The sequence below is a fragment of the Candidatus Thiosymbion oneisti genome, from assembly GCF_900092655.1.
Lineage (GTDB): Bacteria > Pseudomonadota > Gammaproteobacteria > Chromatiales > Chromatiaceae > Thiosymbion > Thiosymbion oneisti.
The window spans coordinates 1-19358 of record NZ_FLUY01000350.1; the positions used below are offsets into that span (position 1 = coordinate 1).

The following is a 19358-nucleotide window of genomic DNA, read 5'->3' on the forward strand; positions in this document are numbered from 1 at the left end:
GCGAGCTGAAATCCTCCATCGACAAGGGCGGTATGTATCTCTTCGAGCGCAAGGCACGTTTTTATGAGCGGCGCCACGACCGCAAGGCCGACCGCCTGATCGTGATCTCGCCGATGATCGACAAACTGGCCGAAAAGGTTGCCAGGGAGCTCGGTATAGAGATCTACTCGGATTCTTTGGAGGTCAAAGACATCTGATGACTTGGGGTAGTAGAGGGTGGGCACAATGTGCCGGAGAAGACAATTAACAAAATACCGTTAACAGTCGCATGCACTCGGACAGCAAAAAAGCGCCGCTCATTCCTTGCTTCGCTTTTTGCGGCTGGTGATGTGGGGCGTTAGCTATCTAAAACTCTAGATAGGGGGAATAACCATGTTTAAAGTGACTCTAAATGGCATAAACCGCTTAGATATTGAGTTGAGTGGGAAGTTGAATTCCGATGAAATGAAGACCGCTTTGGATGAGCTTGTTAACAAGTCGGAAAATATAGAAAACGGCAAGATGCTGTACGATATTGTCGAGTTTCATCTTCCGTCACTGGGTGCGATTGGAATCGAGTTTTCTCGTCTCCCCTCGCTGTTCAAACTTATGAGGAAGTTTGACCGTGCAGCTGTCTTGACTGACAAGACATGGATAAAGAAGGTAAGTGAGTTTGAAGGGTTTTTGTTCCCAGGTCTGGAAATTAAGGCCTTTAATAGAGACCAAAAGGAAGAAGCGGAATCCTGGCTGGAGAGTTAGAAAACCGATTTATATCCGCCTACGTCAGCTGACCCAGGGCGTTAGCTGGCAGGTGGGTTTGGTCGTTAGGAGCCCGTCGCAACAACAAGATCGCATAATGAAGTGTTACATTATCGCTGGACCGAATGGTACAAGAAAAACGATTTTCTGCACCGCGAGTGAGTATGACTGAGGAGCTCGATGCGGGAAAATCGCACGCCGGGGTCTGTGCAGGGGGTGCCTGGTAACCGGCGTCCCTAGTGCGATGGCTTTGAGAACAGGGGGTAATTCAGTGGATAAATCAACGATTGATTTTTTTGATGTAGTCAGTATTGATCTAGAAAGAATGGGCGGGGAACCTTGCTTTAAAAACACCCGTGTTCCGATTAAAGTGTTGTTCGACCATATTGATAAATTAGACGAGTTTTTTGACGGGTTCCCGTCTGTCACTCATGAGCAGGTTAACAAGGTTTTGTCTTTAGCTGGACAAACATTTTTATCTTTATGTTATGAATATAATAATAAAGACAAAAAAACTGTTGCTTGATGAATGCGTTGATTGGCGGTTTTTAAATGAATTGCCTGAATATACGGTTAAAACTGTGCGTCAAATGGGATGGAGCGGTTTAAAAAACGGCGAACTTTTAGATAAAGCGCAACATGAATTTGATGTGTTAATCACGACGGACAAAAACATCAAATATCAACAGAATTTATCGGAATATGAGATTTCCGTTATTGTTTTAGATGTTTGCATAAACGATTTGGAACACATACAATCACTGGTTCCATGGTTAAAAAGAAAGCTTACTGTTGATTGATGTACATGATATTAAAATTATTAAAGAGAAAAGATAAATAATGGCTGATTGGAAACTTGCTGTCGAGGGTAGGGATTTATTCAAAATTGATCCATTGAGGTAGATGAAATGCTCGGTGTAAGAAGTGTTTGTCATCATAATGGGTATGTGCTGTTTGTTGAGCTGACAAATGATAAGAGTGGCTATTTCGATGTCTCTCCTTACCTTGATAAGGGGATTTTTGTCCGGCTAAGGGATATGGATTATTTGAAGATAGTAAAGCCTGATACCTTCGGTATATTCTGGCCTGAAGGTCAGGATTTCAGTGCGGATACCATTGAACATGAGATTAGAAATATGAAAGAAAGTTGCATCGATAAGGTGCGAGGTTTGGTTAATAGCTCTCGCAAAATCCTTGGTATGGTTCTTCCTGATAACAAATCGTGGAATATGTTGTGTAGCTCCATGGATGTAGTGGGTGATACTGACCAGGCAATAAGTGAATATGTTGAAAACCAGGAAACCGGTTGCCTTCAACTATATGGATTGCTTCAGGCCTTTTTTCTTCAACAAGATGCAATCGGATCAATCGCACAGGTGCTAGGCGTCGATTTACCCGGACATTCAAAGTTAAAGTGGATCAGAGAAATTCGTAACAATGCGATTGGTCATCCAACGAACAGGGGAAATGGCAGATCCTTCCACTATATTTCCCGAGCATCGATCACCAAACACAAGTTTGCAATGCTAAGTCATATCGCTAAGGAAGGTTCTGACAAATTTATAGATGTTGATATTGATCGACTTATTGAGGATCAGAGGGTGGGGATTGACTCTCAGCTGGAGAAAATTCATTATCATTTATGTCAAATTGAAAACAAAAATCGTGAGGAGCATCGGGATATAATTCTAGTAGAGACGTTTCATTCATCACTGGATTATCTACTGCAGAAAATATATGAGTCATGCCATAGCGACGATCGGATTGGCCAAGCTAAATCACATATCCCTATGATACGTGAAATGGTTGAAGAATTTTCGAAACAAGCAGAATCTCGAAATGAACTTGATGAACATACTAATTATATATCGGGACGGTGTATATATGCGCTTGACCAGTTGGATAGATTCTATTCGGAGCAATCTGAGTTTGATGGGCAAGTGGTGGAGGTGTATTGTACGTTTTTGGAAATAAAGCTCAAAGAGCTAGTCGATATAGCGAAAGAAATTGACACGCAATATCAGAAAGATACCAGCTAATGAGCGATTGCACTCAACGCAAAAAGCGGCGTTCCTAGTTGTCAGGTCCCGGATGATTACATAGTTTCGATTGATATTGCAAATTCATGGCCTTTTTCGGCTTTGTGGTTTCAATCGATGCGGTTCATGTTACTCACCGCATCCTACGGGGGTTACGTGGTATTTTTTCTACGTTGTTCTCCGCGTCTCTACGGTTCAAGCCATTCCGCTGGTAGCTGGTGAGGCAACGATCGGGCAAGGCCCGCGAGATCCATGGCAAACATCTATCTGACAATTGTACTCGCACCCCTGATAGGGGCCATTGTCGCCGGCTTCTTCGGGGCGAGGATCGGTCGCGCCGGGGCACACTGGATGACTATCCTGGGGGTCGGCATCTCCACCCTCTTGTCCCTCTATGTGGTGAAACGATTCGTCTTCGACGGGCAGGAGGTGTTCAACGAGCCCGTCTATACCTGGATGGTCGCGGACGGCATCAGCTTCCAGATCGGTTTTCTGGTGGACAAGCTCACGGCCCTTATGATCGCCGTGGTGTCCTTCGTCTCCCTGATGGTGCATATCTACACTATTGGCTACATGGCCGATGACGAGCACAACTGGCCGAAGGAGTCCTTGGCCGGTCGCAACGGCTATCAACGCTTCTTCAGCTATATCTCGCTGTTCACCTTCTCCATGCTGATGTTGGTGATGTCCAACAACTTCCTCCAGCTCTTCTTCGGCTGGGAGGCAGTGGGCCTGGTCTCCTATTTGCTGATCGGTTTCTGGTCGGTGCGCGAGTCTGCCATCTTCGCCAATCTCAAGGCCTTTTTGGTCAACCGGGTCGGGGATTTCGGCTTTATCTTAGGCATCGCCGCGGTAGCTATGTACTTCCAGTCCTTGGATTACCTGACCGTATTCGGCAAGGCGCCGGAGTTGGCGGATACCGAGCTCCAGATCTTCGGCGACAGTTCGTGGAATCTGATGACCACCATCTGTGTGCTGCTCTTCATCGGTGCCATGGGTAAGTCCGCCCAGGTCCCCCTGCACGTGTGGCTGCCCGACTCCATGGAGGGTCCGACCCCGATCTCGGCCCTGATCCATGCCGCGACCATGGTCACGGCCGGTATCTTCATGGTGGCGCGCATGTCGCCCCTCTACGAGCTCTCGGAGACGGCGCTCTCTTTCGTCATGGTGATCGGCGCGACCACGGCCTTCTTCATGGGCCTGATCGGCCTGGCGCAGAACGATATCAAGCGCGTGGTCGCCTACTCGACCCTGTCCCAGCTTGGCTACATGACCGCGGCCCTGGGGGCCTCCGCCTATGCCGCCGGCATCTTCCACCTGATGACCCACGCCTTTTTTAAGGCCCTGCTGTTCTTGGCGGCGGGCTCGGTCATTATCGCTATGCACCATGATCAGGACATCCGCAATATGGGCGGTATCCGCAAATACATGCCTTATACCTGGATCACCTTCCTAATCGGCACCCTGGCGCTCATCGGTTTTCCCGGCTTTTCGGGCTTCTTTTCCAAGGATGCTATCATCGAGGCGGTGCATGCCTCCCAGGTGGCGGGCTCGGGTTATGCCTGGGTGCTCCTGACCATCGGCGTTTTCATCACCGCCCTCTACAGTTTCCGGCTGTATTTCATCGTCTTTCATGGCAAAGAGCGCATGGACGAGCACACTCGCCATCATCTGCATGAGACGCCGGCGGTGGTCTGGGTCCCCCTGGTACTGCTGGCGATCCCTTCGGTGGTCATCGGCTGGATCACCATCGAGCCCGTCCTGTTCGGAGACTGGTTCAAGGATGCCATCCAAGTGGCGCCGGAGCACGATGTCCTCGCCCATCTGGGTGAGCACTACCACGGACAATGGGCCTTCGTGCTGCACGGTTTAACGGGGGCGCCCTTTTGGTTGGCCCTGGCTGGCTTCGGGGTGGCGGCCCTGGTGTTCTGGCACTGGTTCACCAAGGACCCGCGGATCGAGGAGAAGCTGCGGAACAAGGTCGCCTGGCTCTACCAGGTGCTGGATCGCAAATATGGCTTCGACGAGTTCTATCAGAGGTTCTTTGCCGCCGGCAGTCGGGGTATCGGCAGGGCCTTGTGGGCCGGTGGTGACCGGGCGGTCATCGATGGTGTGCTCGTGGACGGCTCGGCCAGGACCGTCGGCCGTTTCGCCCAGCTCGTGCGTAAGCTCCAGACCGGCCGCCTGTACAACTACGCGATCGCCATGATCTTAGGGCTAGTGGTCCTGCAGGCGATCTTCGTGATCTTCTGATCCTTCAAGGAACAGACCAGTATGCAATCATTCCCCCTTCTTTCGCTGACCATCTGGCTGCCGATCATCGGCGGTATCGCCGTACTCGGCAGCGGGGATAAGGCACCCGGCGTCTCCAAGTGGCTGGCATTGGCGTTCGCGGTCATTACCTTCCTGGTCAGCCTGGGGCTCTGGACCGGCTTCGATGCGGGCACGGCGGCGATGCAATTCGTGGAACGGAGCCCCTGGATCGAGACCTTCGATGTCTATTACTACTTAGGCGTAGACGGCATCTCCATGCCGCTGATCATCCTCACCACCTTCGTTACCATCTTCGTCATCATCGCCGGTTGGGAGGTCATCCAATACAAGCCGTCTCACTACATGGCCGCCTTCCTGATCATGGAGGGCCTGATGGTGGGAGTCTTCTCGGCCCTGGATGCCATCCTGTTTTATGTCTTCTGGGAGGCGATGCTGATCCCGATGTTCATCGTGATCGGGGTCTGGGGCGGTCCGAATCGAGTCTACGCCACCATCAAGTTCTTCCTCTTCACCTTCTTCGGCTCGGTCTTCATGCTGGTCGCCCTGATCTATATGTACTTCCAGGCGGGGACCTTCGAGATCGTCGCCTCCCAGCCCGGTTTGCCGAGCTTTCACGGTCTGCGACTGGGTAAGACCGAGCAGATATTGATCTTCATCGCCTTTCTGCTCGCCTTTGCGGTCAAGGTGCCCATGTGGCCCGTCCACACCTGGCTGCCGGATGCCCATGTGGAGGCCCCGACCGGGGGTTCCGTCATCCTGGCGGCCATCATGTTGAAGATCGGCGGCTATGGCTTCCTGCGCTTCAGCCTGCCCATCGCTCCGGACGCCAGTGCCGCGCTGGACTGGCTGATCATCGTTATGTCCTTGATCGCGGTCGTCTATATCGGCTTCGTGGCCCTGGTCCAGCAGGACATGAAGAAGCTCATCGCCTACTCCTCCATCGCCCACATGGGCTTCGTGACCCTGGGCTTCTTCATCGTCTTCACCATCCTTACCAAGGATACGGCTACCGGCAGCGGGGTACTCGGCATCTCCGGCGGCATGGTGCAGATGGTCTCCCACGGCTTCATCTCCGGGGCGCTCTTCCTGTGCGTAGGCGTGCTCTATGACCGGCTCCATTCCCGTGAGATCTCCGCCTACGGAGGGGTGGTGAACACCATGCCCCTGTTCGGGGCCTTCATGGTCTTCTTCGCCATGGCCAATGCGGGTCTGCCCGGGACCTCCGGCTTCGTCGGCGAGTTCATGGTCATCTTGGCGAGCTTCCAGGCGGATTTCTGGTATGCCTTCCTGGCCGCGACCACCCTTATCCTGGGGGCCGCCTACACCCTGTGGATGGTCAAGCGCGTCATCTTCGGTCCGGTCGCCAACGATAAGGTAGCGGCCCTGAAGGATGCCAATGGCCGTGAGCTCTTCGTGCTCGGCAGCCTGGCCGCCGCCGTGCTGGTGCTCGGCATCTGGCCCGCGCCCTTGGTGGAGGTCATGGACGTCACCATCCAAAACCTGGTCCAGCAGATTGCGGTGTCCAAGCTTCCCGGTGCCGTGGGACCGACGGTTGCTGCCGTCCGGTTCTAGCGCGAGGTTATGCCCTGGACCCGATTTTTTTGCCGCAAATGAACGCGAATCAACGCAAATAAGAAGCAATTTTAATTTGCGTCCATTTGGCCTTTATTTGCGGACGGGATTCTCAACAGTCTGTAGGATGGGCAAAGCAAGCGTCCATCAGGATGATTTTAAAGTTTCGGTCATTCCACGGAGGTTTTCGAGCCGCGGTTGTTTGCAGGATGCACAAAGCGAAGCGTGCCCATCGATGGAAAGTACCTCCCGGCAAGCAGGCGGTGTGCCCAACAACAGTGTTGGGCAACGGACCGTCTAATGATGCGGTTCGCGGCCTGCTGTGCGTCCCTGCACACAGGCGCTCACCGCATCCTACAACTTGGCCCGCGCCCCTGGTGGAGGTCATGGACGTCACCATCCAAAACCTGGTCCGGCAGATTGCGGTGTCCAAGCTTCCCGGTGCCGTGGGACCAACTGTTGCCGCCGCAGGAGGCGTTGTCACCTTCTAAGCGGGTGTGGGTAGCCCTATGCTCAACTCCACCCTTTCAGCCGAGGAACTCGCCGAACTGACGGCGAATTTCGGAATTATCGGTTGAATGATATGCCGAAATAATGACATTAGAAGAGTATAATATCAATACAGCGTTTTCAATCAGTAGTTGTGGAGTCAAAATGGACGATATAAATGATAAAGAATGCGTTGCAGTATCACTCGGAGATCACAAAGAGACTGCGTTATATTTTAATAAAATATACCCTATTCACAGTTTATTCGACGTTCCGAAAGAGATTATCTGTAACGTTGATCATTGGATTCTTCGGGACTTCCAAGTATTCCGAAATCTTTTACCCGAAGAGTATACAGATGTTGAAACTAGACGAAAGATTGCGCTATCTGTCCCAAAAAACGAGAGACAAGTAGTATTCATGGATAAATATTATAATGAAATCGATTTAGGTGAAGGTGCAGATGAATTTAATGAAGGTATGAGGAATGCTGTTGTATCCATGATGATGAATGTAACTATGGAAGATGTTGCTAATGTTTATGTTGGGTTTTTGAATAACTTGCCGGATGTAAGAGCAGGACTAATACCAGTATACTCGGACTATGGAGCATACTATTCTGGCGCTAGATTAGATTCCCAGAAAATTCCTGAACTCAGTATCATTACGATAAAGTTATCGAAACTAAATATTGTTGACGTTTCCAATGCTTCCTGGGAACAAATAATTGATTTTAAGAAAGACAAGGAATCTGCGTTGAAATTGATGAGATTTAAAAATTTTATTTTGAAGAACTATGAAGGAAAAACCACATCATTTATTAAAGACGATATTGCCATTAAAATAGAGGAGTACGAAAAAATAACGAAAAAACATGGATTCGAATTAAAGACATCTTGTATTGAAACAATTTTGAATGCCCCTTCCTTCCTAGCAGCAACGGGACTATTTTTAGCCGGAGAAGGGTTAGGTATACCTAGTACTGAGGTTGTTGCTGTGGCTAGTAAGGTTGCTCTTGATATCGGAAAAATAGCTATTGAAATTGCAAAAAACAGAATCTCATTGCAACAGACAAAAAATGGTCATCCACTTGCTTATATTTTCTCAGCAAATGAAAATCTGAACTTATGACTTTTGTAAGGCCAAACGGAAAAAACGTCAACACGGGAAATCCCCACGTTCGACGAACAAATCGGCTTGTGAGGCATTCTTCAGGAATCCGCGCAAATATCACCGTGAATTGCGTTCATCGCTGACGGCGAATTTTGAACTGATCGATTGAATGAAAATCCAAAATATTGATATTAGCTGAGTATATTCTTAGTCGTTTCTCTCGATTTTTAATAGAGTTTGCAAGATCGATCTCCTATCCGCTGATAACACTTGACAAAAGGATGAAGCAGGTGGCTTTTGAACTTGGTATCGAGATCTTGGAGTTGAGTTGAAATGAAGATATTTTCTTATTCGGAAGCGCGCCGAAATCTCTCGGAGGTACTCGTGTTTGCCCAATCGGAAGAGGTTGAAATACATAAAAGAGACGGGGCCGTATTTTGCCTTAAATCCCGAAAAGTGAGTAACAAATCACCCTTCGATGTTCCAGGAATCAAGACCAAGGCAACGACCCAAGATATATTGAATGCGGTTCGGAATTCCAGGAGTTGAAAGGGTGGCTATCGGAAAGTTCGTCGTATGCTGAAATTGAGCGATGAGCATTCATGAAATCGTGTGGTCGGAAGACCGCATTGAACATATCGCACGGCACAACGTATCTCCAGAAGAAGTTGAAGAAGTCTATTTTAGCCGTTCTTTGTTGCTGAGAGCCAAGTCGCAAGGGGAAAACCCGGTCTACTATGTGCTTGGACAGACCCGTTCTGGACGGTACCTGTTCTGTGTAATCATTCAATTTCCCGGAGGGAAAAGATACCCCGTCACCGCACGTCCAATGACAGACAAAGAAAAATCCAGATACCGACAATGGAAAACACAATGAACACTATCCCGAAAACAGACTCTATTCAAAAACTCGCCGAGTTTTGGGATACCCATGATCTGACCGATTTTCTTGATGAACTTGAGGAAGTAACTGAACCGGTATTTACTGGAAGAGATATGGTAATGGAAATTCATCTCTCATCTGATGAAGCCGAGAAGGTTAGGAAAATCGCCAAATTCCAAGGTATCGGAGTGGCTGATTTAATCCACAAATGGATCGCGGAACAAGCCTATCTTATCCAGCGGAAACGCAATATCGTATAACTTGGCGCTCAAGGCCGACCACCCGCCGTCGGGCTTTTTGAGTGTTGTTTTGGGCTAAATGGCGGCGGGTATCGGCTTAGCTTCGGCGTTAGACATAGAAAGGGTAGTAGCGCATGCCATTTCCGAGTGCAGTGCGTGATGAAGCCCTCGCCGCAGCTAGCCGATGTTGTTGCGTGTGCCACACGTTCGGAGGCCGCAACATCGAGGTGCATCACATTGTGCAAGAGGCCAATGGCGATTCGAACACAATCGAGAACGCGATACCATTAGTAACCTGGTTTGCAGGTGACAACTCTAGCGGAACAGTTAAATGTCTTTCACTTTCGATAGCGCCAACCTGATCCTCATCCTCCCCGAGATTGCCATCCTGGTACTGGCCTGCACTGTGCTGGTGGTCGATCTTTATCTGAAAGAGGAACAGAAGGGCATCAACCATCTAATCACCGTCGTCGGGCTGTTGATTGCCATCGGCATCACCGGCCTGGTCGGGGGTGGCGAACGGCAGGTCGTGTTCGACGGCAGCTATGTGCGCGATGCCATGAGCGACGTACTCAAGATCCTTATCTTGGTCGTGAGCCTGTTCGCCTTCGTCTACGCCAAGGACTATCTGCGCGACCGCAACCTGTGGGTAGGCGAGTACTATGTCTTGGGCCTGTGTGCGGTGCTCGGCATGTCGATCATGGTCTCGGCTAACAACCTGCTGGTCATCTATCTGGGGCTGGAGCTGTTGGCACTGTGCCTCTATGCCATGGTCGCCTTCGACCGCGACTCCACCGCCGGCGCCGAGGCGGCCATGAAATACTTCGTGCTCGGGGCGCTCGGCTCGGGCATGTTGCTCTATGGCATGTCCATGATCTACGGGGCCACCGGCTCCATCGAGCTGGCGACTGTAGCCCGGATCGCGGCGGAGCAGGGGACCCAGAACCAGGTCTTGGTGTTCGGGCTTGTTTTCTTGGTGATAGGCATCGGCTTCAAGTTCGGTGCCGTGCCCTTCCATATGTGGGTGCCGGACGTCTATCAGGGCGCCCCCACCCCCGTGGCCCTGTTCCTGAGCAGCGCCCCCAAGATCGCCGCCTTTGCGCTGGCGATCCGGCTGTTGGTGGACGGCCTCGGCGGGCTGCACCCGGACTGGCAGGGCATGCTGATCATCCTGGCCCTATTGTCCATGGGCCTGGGCAACCTGATCGCCATTGCCCAGACCAACCTCAAGCGCATGCTGGCCTACTCGACCATCTCCCACGTCGGCTTCATCTTCCTCGGACTCCTGGCCGGCAGCGAACAGGGCTATGCCGCGGCCATGTTCTATGCCATCGTCTACGCCCTCATGGCAGCGGGCGCCTTCGGTCTGTTGCTGATCATCAGCCGCGCCGGCTTCGACGCCGAGAATCTGGACGATCTCAAAGGCCTCAACCAGCGCGACTCCTGGTATGCGGCCATGATGGCCCTCATCATGTTCTCCATGGCCGGCGTACCGCCCACCGTCGGTTTCATGGCCAAGCTGCTGGTGCTCGAATCCATCGTGCGCGTCGACCTCTGGTGGCTGGCCCTGATCGGCGTCTTCTTCTCCATCATCGGCGCCTTCTACTACCTGCGGGTCATCAAGCTCATGTACTTCGATGAGCCGGTGACCGACGAGCCCCTGACGGCCGGTCCCGGCGCTCGGGTCGCCCTCTCGGTCAATGGTCTGGCTATGCTGGTGCTGGGTATCTTTCCCGCCTCCCTGCTGTCGATTTGTCAGGGGGCCTTTTTCTGATTTGCGAGTGGGCGTAGGGTCGCTACGCGAGCCGGTTCTGCAGTAAGCCTTTCCATGGTGGTTCACACAGTGGACCCTACTCAGCTTGACACTTTTTCATGCGCATAAATGGTTGTAGAGGTGAGTAGGGATCGTCAAGACATTGCCATTGTATGCGACGCGGTGGTCGGCGAAGATGAGCACTTTGTCAGCGATAGCGATAAGCTCTTGGACTTTCTGCTCAATGATAAGGACGCTCATACCCGTCTCTTGAGTCTGTTCTTTGATGAAACTGAGAATCTTTGCGGACGCAGCGGCTGAAAGAGAGGCGCAGGGCTCGTCCAACAAGGCAATCTTTGGATCGGTCGCGAAAATCATAGAGAGGCCCAACGCTTGTTTCTCCCCGCCTGAGAGAACCGAAGCATTATCGTGGAATCTGGACTTGAGGGATTCATTAAGGAGTCTATGGGTTACCGCTAACTCACTACTACCTCCAATCGTCGAGGCACGTAAGTTGTCCCGGATGGAAAGCCGGTCGAAGACCGGTCTCGACTGAGGCATGTACGCGAGACCTAGAGCGCGAAGTTCATGGGGCTGCGCCCGCTGCAGTGTCTTCTCGCCTAGTTGGATGGTTCCGTTCCAGTCGCCGTGAATGCCCATGATGGACCGGAAGAGGCTTGACTTGCCCGTTCCATTCTTCCCGAACAGCGCAAGTACCTCGCCTGGTTGGACCTGAAAGTCCACTTCGGAGAGAACTATGGCCTCCTGATACCGGATCTCGTCGATTTTTACGTGGAGGCGCATCTCAGGTGCTAGGCGAGGTAGTCTAAGTCGGTTTTTTGAGTTAGTGATCGAAGCCCACAACAGAATCCGCAACTAGATCCACGAAGAGGTGATTGTGCTCAACCAGTACAATCACTTTCCCGGAATCGGCAAGAGTGCGGATGCAACGAGCTGCGAGATTGCCATGGGTCATATCCAGGCCAGCTGTTGGTTCGTCGAAGAGGTAACATGGGGAGTCAGCTGCAACTGCTGTGGCAAGGGCGACTAACCGTCGCTGCCCGATAGATAGCGTCGATATAGGTTTGTTAGCCAGCTTATTGACCTCCAGGCTTTGCAGGATATCCGTTGCAGCCTCTTTACGCCGCTTTACTATTCTGTGGACCCGAGACAGGGCTAGGCTTGTGAGAAGGCTTCGTGCCTGTCCCCATCTCAGGCCGAGAGCGACATGTTCCCAGGCGAGCAACTCCGTTACCATTCGACCATCCTGGAAGGTACGCGTAATTCCGACCCGTACCCGAGCGACTGGATTCATGGTCGTAATCTCGGTCCCGTTCCAGAGTACGTAGCCCCGATTCGGTCTGAGAAAACCTGAAAGGACATTCAGGAGGGTGCTCTTCCCGCTTCCGTTGCTGCCCACCAAGGCCGTTACGCCTGTGTTGAACGAATGGGAGAAGCCTTCAAGGACCTGGTTTCCACCAAACGCGACGTGAATATCTGCACATTCAAGCATCAGTGCCAGCCAGTGAACCTCGCCGAGAACAAGGAGCCGCGCGCAGCAAGCGTCAACAGCAGGCCATAGGTGATGCCCCGTGCATAACCAACCGCTGGAGCAGAGAATCCCACGAATCTCAGCAGCTCAGGTGCGATCACGACGATCGCAACGCCGAAGAGCGTACCGATGATGACTCGATTGCCGGCCAGAACGATGATGGACAGGATTAGCAAGCTTTCGCCGAGTGCCATGACGGAAGGATCGACGAAACGCGTCGCCCCTGCGATAACCGCGCCCCCCATACCTGCGAAGACACCTCCTAGGGCGCAAACCTGAGCCTTGATACTGCGCACGCTGTAGCCGGTAGCTGTAGCGATGGTAGGCTGCTCGCGCACGGCAACGAGTACGGACCCGAAGGGAGACCTTTGCACTGTCGAGGCTACAGCCAGAGCCGCGATTGCGACGACAAGCGCGAAACCGAGCAGCCATGATTCCGATTCGAAGGACATCCCGAGCAACTCAGGTCGAGGAACTCCCACGATCCCCATTGGGCCGTTTGTCAACCCGGTGAAGTTCAGCGCGATCTCGTACAAGACTAACTGGAACGAGAGTGTCGAGATGACCAGATAGTCCCCCTGCAACCGAATCGAGAGATGCGCCAGCACCAGGCCCGCCAGCGATGAGAGCCCAACCGCGCTAACAAGAGATACCCAGTACGGCAGTCCAAATTCCGCGGACCCGATGGCAATGGCGTAGGCACCGATTCCGAGTAGTGCACCCTGCCCAAGCGAAATCGCACCGGCGCTACGGACCATCAGGTACGATCCGGCACAAACAGTTACGTAGGCTGCGGCGAGGATGATTATATGCAGCTGGTAAATGTTGCTCTCCCAACTGCTCCAAACCTATCTGGCAATCAGTATTCCAACGAGGCCCAGGAAAGAGGCCAACACAGAAAAAAATAACCGGATGTAGATACCGTGCGCTTCTTCATGCCTCGCGTCGATATCACGGAATATTCCATTGGCAAGGTCTAGTAATTGATCGCATTGCTCTCTCACTGAATGAAACATCCCTCCAGAAGAAATCAATAGCAAGGAATCAAACACCAAATTTATTTGCACAACATTTACTGGATGTAGAAAAAAAGCATTCACTCCGGCCGCGATAAAAACAACGGAAAAAACCGATAGAAGCACTCGATACCGCACGATTAGTCGTAGGATGCTTCTGTTCTTCGAAGTAATTGCTTCTGTCATGGCACGCAGATTATCGGTCACGATTTACTTCCTTCGTCGTACTCCAGTATCGTTTTCGCATCTTCCCTATCGATAGACGCTGGTTTGTCACATAAGCTCACTCGCATCATTGCTTGCTTAACCGAAGCTTGCCCCAAAATATCCTTCATCTTTTCCAGTAGCGACTTGAACTGCCAATCACCGTGACCAACTCTTGTCTTTAAGTCTCCCTCTGTCCAATTTTGTTCAACGAACTTTCGTATCTTATGCAAGTCTGAGTTATTGCTCCACAAAGGCGACAGTTGTTCGGCATCGTCGGGTGCGGTATTAGGCATCCGTATCATGTTGAAAAGATTATCAACTGCATCTATTGCAAATCCAGCTTCAAGCTGTGTCGCATGGTTTTTCCTGTAGTCGATCACATTCTCCTTGAATAGCGTAATTGTCTGTTTAGATGATCTTCCTTCAAGGAAATCTTCTGCGAGTTTAATTTCATCTCCGTAGCTCTGCTCTTGGGGATAAAGGCCCTTCGATTTATCCTCTCCAAGGTACAGCAAGAGCGCGTAATAGATAAATGCGTTTTGCGCGGATAGCTGCTCTATTCGATCCGGCGTCTTTACAAGGAGGATCGTATCAGTATGCCTGCCATTCCGGATAACTCGGCGATTTGGGTCAACCCAATCAAGATAACAGTAGTATCGCTGCCAATTGCACACCTTCAATTTCTGGTGGTCTAAAGTATCCTGGTGGTCAAACATCGGCAACAGAATATGGGGCATGTCGTGTGAACCCGTGTCCTGAAATCTAGCTACGAGGGACTTGGCGATCTCGAACCAAGAAACGTTCCTTTTGTCATTGAACTCCTCATTGAGTACCTGGCTGGTATTTGGAAAAATACTGTCAAACAGACTTCTGAACTTTCCGTTTAGCTTTTGGTAGTTTTGATCCACTGGATCAATGGCTTCATATATATGACCTTTGCTGTCGTGCCAGTAATTGGTCATTTCATCTATCGAGAAGGGTACAGAGAGGATGTGAAGATGAACGGAAAGCCATTCCTTAAACTTGTCGAATTCTTCTTTGCTCTGATCTGGAAGTTCTTGTTTATCGCTATCCAAGAAAAAGCGAAGGTCACGCCTAAAAATACGAACACATTCCGGAAAGCGAAAGGGGTTGAATTCCACTCTGTGTCTGAATAGCTCGGGCCGACCCGTGATGTCACCATTGATATCATGGGGATGGACATTGATCGCGGTTGTCCGCAAACTCCGTACAGCCCACAGATACAAATGGCATTCCGGTTCGCCATTTTTGCGGTCCTTTACGAAGCGTTTCCAAAACGCCTGGATCACTTCATAGTGATCTCTACAAAAGGGTTGGAAACGGGCCCGATATACATAGCTTTCAACAGATTCCATATTTACTTTACTCTCAGCATGGATGCGTTCTGCGCATTATCCGGTGAATAGTAGCTCCGATTGCTCTCAGTTAGAGTCCATCCGTACGAACTCACCGTCACGTACAGTCTTCATGATGAGCTCCTTGATGATGTCGCCGTGGTCATCAAAAGCACTCTTGCCGGTTATGCCCACGTAGTCATCAACATTGTAGAGATAGTCGCGAATACACTCCCCGTCTCGACCACAACGCCGCATACCTTCGCCCAGGATGCGCAGGCCATCGTAAGCGAGGATGCCGAAGGCTTCCGCGCGGCGTCCGTAGCGTTCCTGGTAACGGGCTTGAAATGCCTGGTAGATGGGCAGTGGGGAGTCAAGATCGATATGGTAGGGATAAACAACTCCGTTTGCGGCGTCTCCAGCGACAGTGAGGATATTCGGGTTCTCGAAGGTACCGGATGCAAAGAAAGGGACGTCCATACCGAGCTCCTCCGCCTGTTTGAGGATATGGCCGGCCTCTGCGTAAGAGAAGATAAAGATGGCGTCTGGCTTGTCTTCTTTCGCGACCGTGAGTTGGGTACGGAAATTGGTTTCGCCCTGGGCAAATGCCTGTTTCTTGATCTCGGATACTCCGGCTTCGCGTAAGAGTTGTTCTGCGGAACTCGCGAGCCCGACACCGAAATCATTGTTGACATACATCGAGAGGACCGATTTAGGTTGCGCGGTCTCGACCGCATAGGGGACGAGGTATTCCATGTAGACGGAGGCATCCGGGAGCATCCGGAAGATGAAGTCGCCTGCATCCCGGACTTTGGGCGAGATGCCCTGGCACATGACAACAACCTTTGCTGCGTTGGCAATGGGTGCTTGGGCCAATACGGAGGAAGAGGCCCAACTACCGAAAACCACAGGGACCTTATCCACCCCTACGAGTTTGGTCATCGCCGAGGTAGCGAGCTTAGGGTTGGCTTGGTCGTCTTCGTAGATGATCACCAGCTCGGATCCGGCGATCCCGCCCTCGCGATTAATGTCTTCCCGGGCAAGCTCCAGGGCTTCCTGGATCCACTGCCCATATTGGCTCGCCTTGCCGGATAGCGGAAGAATTGCGCCAATGCGAAATTCGGCCGATCCTGCTTGTGGCACAGTTTCCTTGGCACCAAAGTGGAGCCACACCCACACCGCCAAGATAGCGACAGCTATCGTTAGGATAATTCCGAATCTTGTGTTCATCCTGTCTACCTCGCGTTTAAAGACCGATGATCGAATAGGTGGATTAGATAACTTTAGTGATCACACGGGTTGCGGGGGCATCGGCACCCGATACCCATAGCCAAGTAATACGCTCGTCCTTGGTCGAGCATTGAGCAGCGCCCCCGGCTGCTCGTAGGTACTCACAGGTTGCTTTGAACAGACAACCGATAGTCTCACGAGTGCCCTGCAATGAGAATACGGCCATTAGTCCACTGGGCTTAGGGGCCAGGACCAGCGAGAACCCCATGCAAAACAATCGTTCGATGAGTTGTGGGTGGGATTCCAAGGGACAGAGGGTCACGTGCATATCGGCAGTCTTGGTGAAACCGCCTGGCTCCCTTCGTGCGGAGACTCTAAAGGGTATCGGGACAGAGGGATCGTACTCCTTCTCGATGATGCTTTCTCTGGCGCAGATTACTTCGCCTTCAACAAACCCAATAAAGGAATCGTCTGCTTTGCAGACCTCTGTCACTTCCTGCAGCGCAATCTTGTAAGTGCGCCCATCATCAAGTTTTAGGGTTCGGATGAATCTGGGCCGAGGTTCACCGCCGTCATGTCGGAGGAAGTCAGATTCGGCATACCCGGCAGCCTTGAGCTTTGCTTCGAGGCTCCCACTCAGGCGATCGGCGTCTACATGGATATGGAATCTTGAGGCTCCCGGTCGGTGCCTGAGTCCGTGGCATGGACCTTCCATATCCTTCACCAGGAGGGGCGGCTTCTGCTTACGCGCGGTGCTACAGCAATTGTTCATTGTCGCGACAACCTCTTTGGCCTCGCGTGGGGAAGGGGGAGGTTCGCTTGACGTCGACTGCGCTTCAAGAATGGGGTCGTATTGCATAGCGGCAGAATCCTAGGTGTCGCGCAGTGATCCGGTGAATGTTCTCGACAGGCCTTGAGGCGTAACCAACAGCACGATCAGAAGGAGGAGAAATACGGACATATCTTGCCACTGAGTATCGAAATAGAGACCGGTGAGGTGCCAAGTTGTGGTCACAGCGAAGAGCCCCACCACAGGTCCGAGAAGCATTCCTAACCCGCCGAGCACGATGGCAACGGTGACATGAAGCATCGGTCTTAGCGCCATCTCGGGTGTGAGGTCTCGATCCAATGCATAGAGAATCCCCGCAGTGGCAGCAAGGATAGCACACAGGACTTGTGCTTCCGAGACCAGTCGCCAGGGACGGAGACCAAGTGCGAAGGCTAGATCACGGTTGTCGTCGGTGGCCCGGAATCGAATCCCCCATTCACTGCTAATCACAAACGCCGTCACAACGGACATGACGAGCAGGCTGGCAGCAATGGCAAAGATCTGGTGGGAATTGAGGATCGGGGCGCCTGGTAGCCACTGGAGATCGTAAACTTCGAGAGGAGTTTCCGCGAGAACCTGCGTCTCGGGGCCAGCGATAAGAGAAATGGCGTTCTCAACGACGACGAACAGACCAAGTGACGCAATCATCGCCTCAAGACGACGATTACGCGAAAGTGGATTGCGCAATATGACCAAATCAATTAACAAGGCGAGAAGGCTTACGGTCCCGAGCGCGACGCAGACAGAGACCAGAAACGGGATTCCCAACGTGGCTAAAGCCCATGATAAATAAGCCCCTAAAGCGAACATGGCGAAGTAACTGAAATCATAGACTTGAGCTGACCTAACGCGAATACCCATGCCCAAGGCCAACACACCCAACACGAGCGTATCGGCAACGATATTTGCTATAACTTGAGCTAGTGTGGTTAGCATGGAAGTGATTCATCTATCGGGCGGTCGGCTGTTTTTGGCCTCGGTGGCCTCGGACTCGCCTGCCACCAGCCGTTCCAGGATTGATTCCACGGTGACACGTGTGCCCTTGATAGTGGGCTTTCCCATCATGATGATAGGGTTGGATATAACAGACATTGTTCTGATGACTTCCCAAGGGTGACAGGGTAAAGGATAACGCCTAGGTGGGGTGACGACTCAACAACCACCAGCTAAAGCTGGTGGGTTGAAGTTACGGACTGAAAGTCCGGATACGGGTCGAAAGACCCGTTTTATGGCCCTTCTGTCCTAAAATTGTCATCACCTTTGGGTTCAAAGTGATGGTCCAGGTATTCTTTGATCATCTCTTCCGTCACCTCTCCAGAGGTTCAGAGCAACATCCCCTTTCAATACCTGGTAGCGATATTTGGTCACAAATATAAAGTGATACTGGATCTTAAAGACGGTATGACTACCATATCGATAGTCCATCATATCCTCCCAAAACAAAACCGATGGGGAAACACTAATCGATAAAACTAACCGCCTAAAGGCGGTGGTTTCAACCTTACTTCGGACAATGAACCCCAACCTACACAAGCTAGTACAGCAGTACCGAAGTAACGGTAACATGGGAATTATTTTTTGCCGCAAATGAATGCAAATCAATTCACTCATTATTTGCGTTGATTTGCGGCTAATTCTTCCGGGAAGGTTCTGTCCGCTCAATGTTGTCGGTAGTTGAGAGCATGTGTACTAGCCACTCTACAGGAATGTCCTCGCAGACATGCCTGTGGTGGGCGGCGTGTCAATCAGCACCACAAGGCATCAAGCCGCCTCCAACCGTACCTGAACATGCAGGCCGAGTGCCGCGGCGATATTGACCAGTGCATCGAGGGAGAAGCGGGAGATACGACCGCGTAATAGGTCGTTTATCCGCGGCTGGGTTACGCCGCAGTGAATGGCCGCCTCGTGTTGGGTCCAGCCCCGTTCCGCTATGATGGTGCCGATCTGCTCCATCAGTTGGGAGCGTAGCTTGAGGTTGGCCGCCTCCGCCGGTGTGTCGGCGATCGCGTCCCAAACGCTGTCGAAAGTCTCGATCTCTGTATTGCTCATGGCTCATCTTGGATCAGCCG

General features: G+C 51.6%; 21 protein-coding genes and 2 pseudogenes. 12 read left to right on the forward strand and 11 right to left on the reverse strand.

Annotated features, from left to right (window positions below; all coding sequences use genetic code 11):
* The 12 genes and pseudogenes from BQ17_RS03350 to nuoN all read left to right on the forward strand — a co-directional run.
* Nucleotides 1-197: pseudogene (locus tag BQ17_RS03350) on the forward strand (PD-(D/E)XK nuclease family protein); the annotation flags it as partial.
* A 175-nt stretch (nucleotides 198-372) separates the two neighbouring features.
* Nucleotides 373-738: a SpoIIAA family protein gene (locus tag BQ17_RS03355; protein WP_089724297.1), complete on the forward strand. Its 366-nt coding sequence runs from the start codon at nucleotides 373-375 to the stop codon at nucleotides 736-738.
* 271 nt (nucleotides 739-1009) lie between these two features.
* Nucleotides 1010-1264 (forward strand): DUF433 domain-containing protein, encoded by a 255-nt coding sequence (locus tag BQ17_RS03360; RefSeq protein ID WP_218068050.1) that lies wholly within the window; start codon nucleotides 1010-1012, stop codon nucleotides 1262-1264.
* A complete protein-coding gene (locus tag BQ17_RS03365; RefSeq protein WP_218068052.1) occupies nucleotides 1257-1538 on the forward strand; it encodes a DUF5615 family PIN-like protein in 282 nt (93 codons plus the stop codon). The genes BQ17_RS03360 and BQ17_RS03365 overlap by 8 nt, the downstream gene beginning before the upstream one ends.
* Nucleotides 1539-1646: 108 nt before the next feature.
* Nucleotides 1647-2777 carry a DUF2442 domain-containing protein gene (locus BQ17_RS03370; protein WP_089724303.1) on the forward strand — a complete coding sequence of 377 codons (1131 nt, stop codon included), beginning with the start codon at nucleotides 1647-1649 and terminating at the stop codon, nucleotides 2775-2777.
* Nucleotides 2778-3029: 252 nt separating this feature from the next.
* The gene (nuoL, locus tag BQ17_RS03375) at nucleotides 3030-5030 is read left to right on the forward strand and encodes an NADH-quinone oxidoreductase subunit L (protein ID WP_089724305.1); all 2001 of its coding nucleotides are present in this window, start codon (nucleotides 3030-3032) and stop codon (nucleotides 5028-5030) included.
* 21 nt (nucleotides 5031-5051) lie between these two features.
* Complete coding sequence (locus BQ17_RS03380; RefSeq protein WP_089724307.1) at nucleotides 5052-6623, forward strand: NADH-quinone oxidoreductase subunit M; 1572 nt, start codon at nucleotides 5052-5054, stop codon at nucleotides 6621-6623.
* A 209-nt stretch (nucleotides 6624-6832) separates the two neighbouring features.
* Complete coding sequence (locus BQ17_RS22330) at nucleotides 6833-7114, forward strand: hypothetical protein (RefSeq protein WP_218068053.1); 282 nt, start codon at nucleotides 6833-6835, stop codon at nucleotides 7112-7114.
* Between the two features lie 103 nt (nucleotides 7115-7217).
* Entirely contained in the window at nucleotides 7218-8243 is a 1026-nt protein-coding gene (locus tag BQ17_RS03385) for a hypothetical protein (protein WP_141699067.1), read from the forward strand.
* 574 nt (nucleotides 8244-8817) lie between these two features.
* Nucleotides 8818-9102, forward strand: coding sequence for a BrnT family toxin (locus BQ17_RS03395; RefSeq protein ID WP_089724312.1), 285 nt, complete (start codon nucleotides 8818-8820; stop codon nucleotides 9100-9102).
* Nucleotides 9099-9368, forward strand: coding sequence for a CopG family antitoxin (locus BQ17_RS03400; protein ID WP_176722274.1), 270 nt, complete (start codon nucleotides 9099-9101; stop codon nucleotides 9366-9368). Before BQ17_RS03395 ends, BQ17_RS03400 begins: the two co-directional genes overlap by 4 nt.
* A 310-nt stretch (nucleotides 9369-9678) precedes the next feature.
* On the forward strand, nucleotides 9679-11121 hold the full coding sequence (nuoN, locus tag BQ17_RS03405; protein WP_089724316.1) for an NADH-quinone oxidoreductase subunit NuoN: 1443 nt from the start codon (nucleotides 9679-9681) through the stop codon (nucleotides 11119-11121).
* A gap of 96 nt (nucleotides 11122-11217) precedes the next feature.
* Here the strand turns inward: nuoN and BQ17_RS03410 are convergent, their stop codons facing one another.
* The 11 genes and pseudogenes from BQ17_RS03410 to BQ17_RS03465 all read right to left on the reverse strand — a co-directional run bounded on the left by BQ17_RS03410 (nucleotide 11218) and on the right by BQ17_RS03465 (nucleotide 19338).
* A complete protein-coding gene (locus BQ17_RS03410) occupies nucleotides 11218-11904 on the reverse strand; it encodes an ATP-binding cassette domain-containing protein (protein WP_089724318.1) in 687 nt (228 codons plus the stop codon).
* A 40-nt stretch (nucleotides 11905-11944) separates the two neighbouring features.
* Nucleotides 11945-12613, reverse strand: a complete 669-nt coding sequence (locus BQ17_RS03415; protein ID WP_089724320.1) for an ATP-binding cassette domain-containing protein — start codon at nucleotides 12611-12613, stop codon at nucleotides 11945-11947.
* On the reverse strand, nucleotides 12613-13476 hold the full coding sequence (locus BQ17_RS03420) for a branched-chain amino acid ABC transporter permease (protein WP_089724322.1): 864 nt from the start codon (nucleotides 13474-13476) through the stop codon (nucleotides 12613-12615). Before BQ17_RS03420 ends, BQ17_RS03415 begins: the two co-directional genes overlap by 1 nt.
* Before the next feature lie 24 nt (nucleotides 13477-13500).
* The gene (locus BQ17_RS03425; RefSeq protein WP_089724324.1) at nucleotides 13501-13875 is read right to left on the reverse strand and encodes a hypothetical protein; all 375 of its coding nucleotides are present in this window, start codon (nucleotides 13873-13875) and stop codon (nucleotides 13501-13503) included.
* Nucleotides 13872-15251 (reverse strand): hypothetical protein, encoded by a 1380-nt coding sequence (locus BQ17_RS03430; RefSeq protein WP_141699068.1) that lies wholly within the window; start codon nucleotides 15249-15251, stop codon nucleotides 13872-13874. Before BQ17_RS03430 ends, BQ17_RS03425 begins: the two co-directional genes overlap by 4 nt.
* A 66-nt stretch (nucleotides 15252-15317) precedes the next feature.
* The gene (locus BQ17_RS03440) at nucleotides 15318-16460 is read right to left on the reverse strand and encodes an ABC transporter substrate-binding protein (protein ID WP_089724331.1); all 1143 of its coding nucleotides are present in this window, start codon (nucleotides 16458-16460) and stop codon (nucleotides 15318-15320) included.
* A 43-nt stretch (nucleotides 16461-16503) separates the two neighbouring features.
* Nucleotides 16504-17319: a hypothetical protein gene (locus tag BQ17_RS03445; RefSeq protein ID WP_089724333.1), complete on the reverse strand. Its 816-nt coding sequence runs from the start codon at nucleotides 17317-17319 to the stop codon at nucleotides 16504-16506.
* A gap of 12 nt (nucleotides 17320-17331) precedes the next feature.
* Nucleotides 17332-18225 carry a branched-chain amino acid ABC transporter permease gene (locus BQ17_RS03450; RefSeq protein WP_089724334.1) on the reverse strand — a complete coding sequence of 298 codons (894 nt, stop codon included), beginning with the start codon at nucleotides 18223-18225 and terminating at the stop codon, nucleotides 17332-17334.
* Between the two features lie 9 nt (nucleotides 18226-18234).
* Nucleotides 18235-18381, reverse strand: a complete 147-nt coding sequence (locus tag BQ17_RS03455; RefSeq protein WP_089724336.1) for a DUF433 domain-containing protein — start codon at nucleotides 18379-18381, stop codon at nucleotides 18235-18237.
* A gap of 134 nt (nucleotides 18382-18515) precedes the next feature.
* Nucleotides 18516-18714, reverse strand: a pseudogene (locus BQ17_RS03460) (transposase).
* Between the two features lie 336 nt (nucleotides 18715-19050).
* Nucleotides 19051-19338 carry a helix-turn-helix domain-containing protein gene (locus BQ17_RS03465; RefSeq protein ID WP_089724338.1) on the reverse strand — a complete coding sequence of 96 codons (288 nt, stop codon included), beginning with the start codon at nucleotides 19336-19338 and terminating at the stop codon, nucleotides 19051-19053.
* Nucleotides 19339-19358: the final 20 nt, after the last annotated feature.